Source organism: Collinsella sp. i05-0019-G5 (assembly GCF_042851345.1).
Classification (GTDB): domain Bacteria; phylum Actinomycetota; class Coriobacteriia; order Coriobacteriales; family Coriobacteriaceae; genus Collinsella.
The window spans coordinates 1,452,119-1,461,078 of the sequence record NZ_AP031421.1 but is presented as its reverse complement, the minus strand read 5'-3'; the positions used below and the strand labels follow the sequence as shown (position 1 = coordinate 1,461,078).

At 61.4% G+C, this 8,960-nt stretch carries 9 protein-coding genes; all 9 read left to right on the top strand.

The genetic code is table 11. The features are described from left to right. The 9 genes from dusB (at position 1) to era (ending at position 8,913) form a co-directional block, all read left to right on the top strand. On the top strand, positions 1-1,044 hold the full coding sequence (gene dusB, locus ACGHIZ_RS06805; RefSeq protein ID WP_368137541.1) for a tRNA dihydrouridine synthase DusB: 1,044 nt from the start codon (positions 1-3) through the stop codon (positions 1,042-1,044). Positions 1,045-1,046: 2 nt separating this feature from the next. Continuing rightward, the gene (gene hemW, locus ACGHIZ_RS06800) at positions 1,047-2,279 is read left to right on the top strand and encodes a radical SAM family heme chaperone HemW (protein ID WP_390447022.1); all 1,233 of its coding nucleotides are present in this window, start codon (positions 1,047-1,049) and stop codon (positions 2,277-2,279) included. 58 nt (positions 2,280-2,337) lie between these two features. Next, positions 2,338-3,441, top strand: a complete 1,104-nt coding sequence (locus ACGHIZ_RS06795) for a DnaJ domain-containing protein (protein WP_390447019.1) — start codon at positions 2,338-2,340, stop codon at positions 3,439-3,441. An 81-nt stretch (positions 3,442-3,522) separates the two neighbouring features. Next, positions 3,523-4,671, top strand: coding sequence for a molecular chaperone DnaJ (gene dnaJ, locus ACGHIZ_RS06790; RefSeq protein WP_117773521.1), 1,149 nt, complete (start codon positions 3,523-3,525; stop codon positions 4,669-4,671). A gap of 9 nt (positions 4,672-4,680) precedes the next feature. Continuing rightward, on the top strand, positions 4,681-5,973 hold the full coding sequence (locus tag ACGHIZ_RS06785; protein ID WP_390447015.1) for a MiaB/RimO family radical SAM methylthiotransferase: 1,293 nt from the start codon (positions 4,681-4,683) through the stop codon (positions 5,971-5,973). Beyond that, the gene (locus ACGHIZ_RS06780; RefSeq protein ID WP_117773519.1) at positions 5,954-6,940 is read left to right on the top strand and encodes a PhoH family protein; all 987 of its coding nucleotides are present in this window, start codon (positions 5,954-5,956) and stop codon (positions 6,938-6,940) included. Before ACGHIZ_RS06785 ends, ACGHIZ_RS06780 begins: the two co-directional genes overlap by 20 nt. Continuing rightward, entirely contained in the window at positions 6,937-7,446 is a 510-nt protein-coding gene (gene ybeY, locus ACGHIZ_RS06775; RefSeq protein ID WP_117654802.1) for an rRNA maturation RNase YbeY, read from the top strand. The genes ACGHIZ_RS06780 and ybeY overlap by 4 nt, the downstream gene beginning before the upstream one ends. Before the next feature lie 9 nt (positions 7,447-7,455). Next, positions 7,456-7,833 carry a diacylglycerol kinase family protein gene (locus tag ACGHIZ_RS06770; protein WP_117639888.1) on the top strand — a complete coding sequence of 126 codons (378 nt, stop codon included), beginning with the start codon at positions 7,456-7,458 and terminating at the stop codon, positions 7,831-7,833. Positions 7,834-7,845: 12 nt separating this feature from the next. Further along, positions 7,846-8,913, top strand: coding sequence for a GTPase Era (era, locus tag ACGHIZ_RS06765; RefSeq protein ID WP_197032771.1), 1,068 nt, complete (start codon positions 7,846-7,848; stop codon positions 8,911-8,913). Positions 8,914-8,960 lie beyond the last annotated feature (47 nt).

The window sequence follows — 8,960 nt, the reverse complement described above, 5'->3', positions numbered from 1 at the left end:
ATGGCGCTTTCCGAATACAGCAAGCGGCTGCTGGGCGCCTATGCCGAGCAGCCGTTCCTTATGGCTCCCATGGCGGGCGTAACCGATCCCGCTTATCGCATCATGTGCCGCCGCCGCGGTGCCAATCTCGCCTATAGCGAGATGGTGAGCGTGGCGGGCCTTGCCTATGCCAGCAACAAGACCTGGCGCCTGGTGCTACCGGCCGACGAGGAGCAGCAGATTTGCGTGCAGCTCTTTGGCTCCAAGCCCGAGCAGTTTGCGAGTGCCGTCGCCGCCGTCGAGGAGCGTGTGGGCGATCGCCTGTCATTGATTGATATCAACATGGCCTGTCCGGCTCGCAAGGTCGTTACTAAGGGCGAAGGCTCGGCGCTTATGCGCACGCCCGACCTGGCCGAGAAGATTGTCGAGGCAGCGGTGGGCGCGGCGCATGTTCCCGTGACCGTGAAGATCCGCAAGGGTTTTTATGCCGAGGACCGCAACGCCGCAACGTTTGCCCAGATGCTTGAAGGGGCGGGCGCCTCTGCAGTTGCCGTGCACGGTCGTTGTGCCACGCAGCTCTACACCGGCCAGGCCGATTGGTCGGTTGTCGATGAGGTTGCCGACGCCGTCGAAATTCCCGTTATCGGTTCGGGCGATGTGTTCTGCGCCGAGGATGCCGCGGAGCATCTGCGCAGTTCTGGTGCCAGCGCGGTGTTTATCGCGCGCGGCATCTACGGCAATCCGTGGGTGTTCGGTGATGCTCGCGCCCTTGCGCTCGATGGCATGCCGGTGCCGGCGCGCAGCTCCGTTGAGCGCCTAGACGCCCTGCGTGAGCACCTAACGCTGACGCATGAGCTCCTGCCGCTCATGTCGCGTGCCCGTACGTACGCAAGCTGGTACTTAAAAGGCATGCCCCATGCCGCCGCTTGGCGTGCTCATGTGGTGCGCTGCTCCACGTACGAGGAGTTCATGGCGCTGGTCGATGAGATCGAGCGCGATGTGGTGGCCTGCGAGGCTGCCCTTGCCGCCGGCGAATCGGTGCCCCCTCATCCGCTGGGGGCTTAAGGGTGGCCGTTACCGCGCTGTATGCGCACGTGCCGTTTTGCGCCCAAAAGTGCCGGTACTGCGACTTTGACTCACGCAGTTTTGCTCCGTGCGACCTGAGCGCTGCGCTCGATTTCTATTTTGAGCAGTTGTTCGCGCGTCTCGATGCTTTTGGCAAGGCTGGGGCCTTTGACCAGATCCGCACCGTCTATGTTGGCGGCGGTACGCCGTCGCTGGCGGGGGAGCGCCTGGTGGAGCTGGTGCGGCGTATTCGTGCGTGGTGCGCCCCCGTTGAGTTTACCTGCGAGGCCAATCCCGAGTCGCTGACCGCCGAGCTTGCTGCTGCGCTTGCCAAGGTTGGTGTCACACGCGTCTCTCTGGGCGTGCAAACCCTCGTCAATACTGAACTGGCTGCTATTGGCCGCATTCACGATGCCGATCGGGCGCTCGCCGCCATCGCGACGGTCAAGAACGCTGGGCTTGACGTGTCGTGCGACCTTATGTGCGGACTTCCCGGGCAGACCGCAGCGAGTTGGAAGCACACGCTCGATGGCGTGCTGGCGGCGGCTCCGCATCATGTGTCGGTCTACCCGCTTACGCTTGAGGAGGGGACGCCCCTTTATCGCATGGCGTGCCGCGACGAGTCGGTCGAGCCCGACGAGGATTTTCAAGCTTCGTGCATGGATGTGGCGCGTGAGCGTCTGGGTGCGGCCGGCTATCACCCGTATGAGGTGGCAAGCTATGCGCTCGACGGCCATGAGTGCGCCCATAACATTGCCTACTGGACCGGACGGGGCTACCTGGGCCTGGGTCGTTCTGCCGCGGGCATGCTCGACGCCGGGGATTTCGACCGTCTTGCAGGTTTGTTCCCCGGTGTTTCTTCTCGAGGCGTTGCGTACCGCGTGCGTCTGGTGCAACGTGACGATGACGCGACGGCGTTCGAGGCCGAATATCTCTCGCAGCGCGAGGCTGCGGCCGAAGACCTGATACTTGCTTGTCGCATGACGCGCGGTGTCGCGTCCGACCTTTTGGTTCGCGCGGCTCGTGTCGTCCCGGCCGATGAGCTGGCAGCTGCCTGCGATCGCGCGCTCGAATTGGGTCTTGCCACTTGGGTGCCCGAGACGCTCGGAGTCCATGAGGGACCCTTCACTTCGGCAGATGTCATCGCGGGCCATGTTCGAGCTCGTTTAGCGCCGACACACCTGGGCTGGCTCGATGGAAATGTTCTGTTCGAGCTGTTTTGGGATCTAGCTTAGGTCGCTCGGGTAGAATTACCGAAATATATACGCTGCTGTGAGCAGGAGGTTGCCGTACATGGCGACGATGAACGAAAAAGATTACTACGAGATTCTCGGTGTCTCCAAGGACGCCACCTCGCGTGATATTCAAAAGGCCTTTCAGCAGAAGGCCCGTAAGCTCCATCCGGACGTCAATAAAGAGCCGGGTGCCGAGGAAAAGTTCAAAGAGGTTTCCGAGGCCTACGCTGTGCTTTCGGACGAGCAGAAGCGTGCGCGCTATGACGCCATGCGCTCGGGCAATCCCTTCGCCGGCGCTCCTACGGCTTCGCCTTATGGTGGCGGTTACGCCGGCGGCGCCGGGTACGGCAATCCCTTTGAGGGCGGCTTTCCCTTTGGTGGCGCCTGGGGCCAGCAGCGTCGTGGGCAGGCTGCCTATAATCCCGAGAACGGCGCCAACGTGGTCGTCGATATCAAACTCGACGCCAAGGAGGCCAAGGGCGGTACCCGCAAGACCGTCCGCTACACGCGTTTCGATACGTGCGGACATTGCGGCGGCTCGGGTTCTGTCTCCTCCGAGCATGCCCATACCTGCCCAAGCTGTGGCGGCCGCGGCCACATCGACGTCGACCTGTCCTTCCTGTTTGGTGCGGGCACGTTCCAGTCGGTCTGCCCCGAGTGCGGCGGTTCCGGTAAGGTCGTGGCCGACCCCTGCCCTGATTGCGGTGGCAGCGGTCGTACTCGCGTAACCTCCGAGCAGACGATTGAGTTTCCTGCCGGCACGCACGATGGCGACGAGGTCCGCATTAGCGGCATGGGTCATGCTGGCACCAACGGTGCCGCGGGCGGCGACCTGGTCGGCCGTGCCCATGTCGAGTCCGAGCGCTTGGAAGGCAAAGCTCGTACCGGTTTTTACCTGATGGGCATCGTGGCGCCGTTTTTGGTACTCTCGGCCATCTCGGGCGTGTTCTCGGCCTTTGCTGTGATGTGCTTTATTCCGTTTACCATGGGCCTGTTCATGGTGCTTTCGGACGGCGTGCTTCATCGCAGCCTGCTGTGGTGGAAGCGCGGTGCGATGCAGTTTGCCAACGGTTTTGCCAATGGCTTCATGTTCGCGCTCGTGTCGGTTTGGTTCGCGAGCTGCTCGCAACGGGCCATGCTTTCGCCTTACGGAATGCAATAACATCAAACCCTCTGTTTGCGGTTGGCCCAGCTTGGGTATAGGACGCACTGTGACAATAATGAAAGTCGGAAGGATTCGGTCGTGTCGGAAAATAGGGATTACTACGAGGTACTTGGCGTCGACAAGGATGCCGACGCGCGGACGATTAAGCGCGCGTTTCTAAAGAAGGCCCGTACCGTACACCCGGACGTTTCGGACGACCCCGAGGCCGAGGCCAAGTTCAAGGAGCTCAACGAGGCCTATTCCGTTCTTTCCGATGAGCAGAAGCGTGCTAACTACGACCGTTACGGCACTGCCGACGGCCCTGGTGGTTCGGGCTACGTCGATATCAACGATATCTTTGGTGGTATGGGCATGGACGACTTGTTCTCGTCGTTTTTTGGCGGCGGTGCCGGCGGTGGCGCCCGCAGCCGTCGCGAGCGTCGTCGCGGTCGTGACATGGCCATCTCGCTTTCGGTGACGCTCGAGGAGGCGGCGCTCGGCTGCAAAAAGACAATCAGCTATGACCGCTTTGCTCCTTGCGAGGACTGCAATGGCACCGGTAGGGCAGAGGGCGCACAGGAAAAGCAGTGCGGCCGCTGCCACGGCACGGGCTATGTCACGACGGTTCAGCGATCGTTTTTGGGCCAGGTTCAGTCTTCCTCGCCTTGCCCCGACTGCCATGGCGAGGGCACGGTTATCGACCATCCCTGCGAGACCTGCGATGGTCAGGGCCGCACGCCTTCGCATGAAAAGATTGACATCGATATTCCCGCCGGCGTTTCGACCGGTCGACAGCTGCGTGTGAGCGGCTTTGGCGAGGCCGGTCTTCGCGGCGAGCCTTCGGGCGACTTGATTGTCAACGTGCGCGTTGCCGACCATGAGCGCTTTAAGCGCAACGGTGACGACCTGTACCTGGTGAGCGATATCTCGATTGCGCAGGCTGCGCTCGGCTGCGAGATCGATGTCGAGGGCATTATGCCCGACGAGGTCGTTAAGGTGTGCGTCCCCGCCGGCGCCCAGTACGGCGACACCGTGAGCGTCAATAATTACGGCATGCCGCGCATTGGCGGTGGCGGTTCGCGTGGCCGCTTGATCGTGCAACTGCGCGTGGTCGTTCCCACCAATCTTTCCAATAAGCAGCGCGAGCTGCTCCGTGCTTTTGCCGATGAGATGGGCGATGACGTCGCTTCCGGTAAGAAGTCGGTGACCGACCGTATCAAGAGTGCCCTCGACGATATCCTCGATTAAGGAGCCCGCGTGCTCGCACCCCATATTTCCGTCGTCAACCTCGGCTGCCGTGTCAACCGGGTTGAGTCTGACCGTATCACTGCCGATCTTATGCGCCTGGGTTTTGCTATGGTGGAGCCCCAGGATGCCGACCTGATCGTCATTAACACCTGTGCCGTTACGGGCGAGGCCGAGGCCAAGACCCGTAAGGCCGTCCGTCATGCGCTGGCCCATCCAAATGAGCCCTATGTAGTCGTGACCGGATGCGTGGTCAATTTGCATCCCGAGGAGCTGTTGGAGCTTTCGGATCGCGTGATTGCCGAGCCGTCTAAGATCGATGTCGCCGAACGTGTCTGCGATGTGCTGGGTGTCGAATCCGATAGTGTGGCCGCCTGCAGCGACAGCGATGTGGTCGACGCTCTGGGTCGCTCGCGTCTGGGTGTGAAGATCCAGGATGGCTGCAACCACCGTTGCACCTATTGCATCGTGTGGAAGGCCCGCGGTCCCGAGCGTTCCGTGCCCGTCGAGTCCGTGCTTGAGCAAGTTCGCGAGGCCCAGGAGGCCGGCGTGCCCGAGGTGGTGCTGACCGGTGTGAACCTGGGTGCCTACGATGGCAAGAGCGCGACCGACGAGCATGTCGAAATCGATGAGCTGCTCGAGGCCATCATGGAGCGCACGACTATTGCGCATGTGCGCATTTCCTCGGTCGAACCCATGGATATCTCTGAGCGCCTGCTTAAGGTTATGGCGCGCTATCCGCAGCGTATTGCCCCGTTTTTGCACCTGCCCGTACAGTCCGGCTGTACGGCGACGCTGCATCGCATGGGTCGTCCCTATAGTGCCGAGGCCTTTGAGGACACGGTGCGCATGATTCGCGCCATCCTGCCGCAGGCGTCTCTTTCGTGCGACGTCATCGTCGGTTTTCCTGGTGAGACGGACGAGGAGTTCGAGGAGTCGCTGGCGCTGTGCCGCCGCGTGGGGTTCTCGCGTATGCACGTGTTCCGCTACAGTAAGCGTCCCGGTACCCTTGCTGCCGACATGCCCGACCAGGTGCCGCCCGAGGTTATGGCCGAGCGCAGCCGCCGTATGCGAGACGCGGCGCAGGAGCTCGCTATCGCCGACGCTCGTCGTCGCGTGGGCACCGTTGAGCGCGCCGTGCTCGAGTATGGTGACAACCTGACGCTCGGTTCGTTCCATCATGCCCGTCTTGACGATACCTGTGGACTTACAGCCCCGTGCCTGCTCGATGCTGCTATCATCGGAGTCGATGATTCCGGCTTGGTCCATGCGCGCAGGGAGGTCCATGGAAGCCTCGAAGATTAGACTTACCGTTCCCGAGGGAGTTGATCCCTCGCGTGTTTTGGGCGCCGGCGACGGCGTCCTTCGTGCGCTCGAGAGCTTGGTTCGCGCTCACGTGGTCGCCCGTGGCGATAGGATCTCCGTGAGCGGCGACCCGGACGAGGTCGAGCTCGTGGCTCGCTTTTTCGAACATGCTTTTCGCGAGGCGGCGGCCGGTCGTACCCTGTCTGCCGACGATGTCTCGCGTTGCCTGGCCGTCTTGCGCGACGGCGAGCATGAGGCCACATCGCTTCGCGATGACGTGCTGCTTTCGTATCGCGGTCGCGTCATTCGTCCCAAGACGCTTGGGCAAAAGCGCTATGTGGATGCCATTCGCTCGCATACCATCACCTTTGGCTTGGGTCCTGCCGGTACCGGTAAGACCTATCTGGCCATGGCGCTCGCCGTTGCCGCGCTCAAGCGCCATGAGGTGGGCCGTTTGATCTTGACGCGTCCGGTTGTCGAAGCAGGGGAGAACCTGGGCTTTTTGCCCGGCACCCTCGAGGAAAAGATCGATCCGTACATGCGCCCGCTCTACGATGCCCTTTTTGACATGATGGATCGTGAGCGCACCGATGAGCTTATGGAGCGCGGCGTGATCGAGATCGCCCCGCTCGCCTACATGCGCGGTCGTACGCTGAGCGATGCTTTCGTGGTGCTCGACGAGGCGCAAAATACCACGCCCGAGCAGATGAAGATGTTCCTGACACGCCTTGGATTCAACTCCAAGTTCGTGATTACCGGCGACCTCAGCCAGCGCGACCTGGTGGGTCGTCGTGGTGGCTTGGCGGATGTCGAGAAGATTTTGGGCCGTGTCGACGATGTGGCATTTTCTCACCTCGAGCGTGCCGACGTGGTGCGTCATGCCCTAGTGGGTTGTATCGTTGAGGCATATGATGCTTATGATGACGTGCGTGAGCAACGCTCACGCGACCGAAAGGAGTCCCGTTGAGTGTATTGATCAGCAACGATGCCGAGCTCGATACGCTGCTCGATGCTCAGGAGGTGGAGCACATCTGCGAGGTCGTGCTTGCCGCCGAGGGCGTTGAGCGTGAAGTCGAGATTTCCCTTTCGTATGTCGACGAGGACGAGATGCACGAGCTCAACCACGAGTGGCGCGGTATCGACCGCACCACCGATGTGCTCTCGTTTGAGTGCGATTCGGCCTTTGACGATGACATTCCCGCCGATGAGACGCTCGAGCTCGGCGATATCATCTTGGCCCCGCAGGTTATTGCCCGTCAGGCCCCCGGTTTTGGCAATAGCCCCGCTGACGAGTGCCGTCTGATGCTCGTTCACGGCATGCTGCACCTGCTGGGCTATGACCACATCGAGGACGACGAGGCCGAGGTTATGGAGGCCCGCGAGGACGCTATCCTGCGCGATCTGGCGCTCGAGCGCGGCGAGGATCCCAAACTGGTTCACGTCGGCCCCATCACCAATCATGCCCACGACTAGGAGCCGTTTATGATTCCCGGATCGAACAAGGACCATCCGTCCTTTTTAAAGTCGTTCTCCTACGCCATGGAGGGCTTCGTCACCGCCGTCAAGACCGAGCGCAACATTAAGGTCATGCTCGTGGCGGGCGTGTGCACCGTCATTGCCGGCTGCATCGTGGGGCTCGACATTGCCGAGTGGGCCACGATTATCATCTGCTGCGGCCTGGTGATTCACGGCGAGCTGTGCAATACCGCCATGGAGGCCATTGTCGATCTGGCGACCCAGGAGCTCCATCCGCTGGCAAAACGCGCCAAGGACATCGCCGCCGCCTCTGTATACGTTCTTTCCATCACCGCCGCGATTGTGGGCGTGCTGGTATTTGCCCACGCGCTCGGCTTTATTTAGAAAGGGATTCCCATGTCCGACAATATGCAGTCTACCGATGAGATTTTGGACGACGAGTCCCCGGATGCTAAGGCGACCGAGGCCTATGAGGAAGTCGAGGAGTTCGACCCGTTTGAGGGCATGAGCGACGAGGAGCTCGACGCCCTGTGCGATGAGGACGACAGCCTCGCGGGCTTTGGCGACGTTGAGCCCGGTTTCCGCAGTGGCTTCGTGGCCTTGGTCGGCCGCCCCAACGCCGGTAAGTCAACGCTGCTCAACGCCTGCTATGGCAAAAAGGTCGCCATCACCTCGCCGGTGGCCCAGACGACCCGCCGCCGCATGCGCGCCGTCGTCAACCGCCCCGGCTACCAGCTGGTCTTTGTCGATACCCCGGGTATCCACAAGCCCAAGGACGGTCTAGGGTCCGAGCTGAACAAGAGCGCGCTGTTCGAGCTGAACGATGTCGATGTTGTCGCGTTTTTGATTGATGCCACCAAACCGATCGGCAGGGGAGACGCCTGGGTTGCCGAGCGTGTCAAGAATGCCCGTTCCAAGAAGGTCCTGGTGCTCACCAAGGCCGATGAGGCCGACCCCGCACAGGTCATGGAGCAGCTTAAGGCAGCCCACGAGCTTATGGACTTTGACGACGAGATCGTGACGTCGTCGGTCAAGAACTTCAACGTCGATGCCTTTATCGAGACCGTTGCGCACTTTTTGCCCGAGGGCCCGCGTTGGTTCCCCGAGGACATGGGTACCGACGCTTCTGACGAGACGCTCGTTGCCGAGTTTGTGCGCGAGAAGGTCTTGCGCCGCACCCGTGATGAGATCCCTCACTCCGTTGGCGTAATCTGCGACGCGCTCGAGCAGACCAAGAAGGTGCTGCGCGTGCACGCCACTATTTACGTCGAGCGCGAGGGCCAAAAGGGCATCATCATCGGCAAGGGCGGCGAGATGATCAAGCATATCGGTATCGACGCCCGTCGCGATCTTGAGCGCATTTTTGGCACGCAGGTCTTTTTGGAGCTGGACGTGAAGGTCAAGGCCGGCTGGCGTGACGACGAGGCCCAGATTCGCCGCTTTGGCTACAACGCCGAGGACTAAGGCAATTTTACAAACCCGCAGGTAGAACGCTTGCATAAAGGTTTTGC

Excerpts from the sequence above, each read along its gene's own strand:
- ACGHIZ_RS06770 (WP_117639888.1), top strand. The coding sequence starts at position 7,456 with ATGATTCCCGGATCGAACAAGGACCATCCGTCCTTTTTAAAGTCGTTC.
- dusB (WP_368137541.1), top strand. The coding sequence starts at position 1 with ATGGCGCTTTCCGAATACAGCAAGCGGCTGCTGGGCGCCTATGCCGAG.
- ACGHIZ_RS06780 (WP_117773519.1), top strand. The coding sequence starts at position 5,954 with ATGGAAGCCTCGAAGATTAGACTTACCGTTCCCGAGGGAGTTGATCCC.
- ACGHIZ_RS06795 (WP_390447019.1), top strand. The coding sequence starts at position 2,338 with ATGGCGACGATGAACGAAAAAGATTACTACGAGATTCTCGGTGTCTCC.
- era (WP_197032771.1), top strand. The coding sequence starts at position 7,846 with ATGTCCGACAATATGCAGTCTACCGATGAGATTTTGGACGACGAGTCC.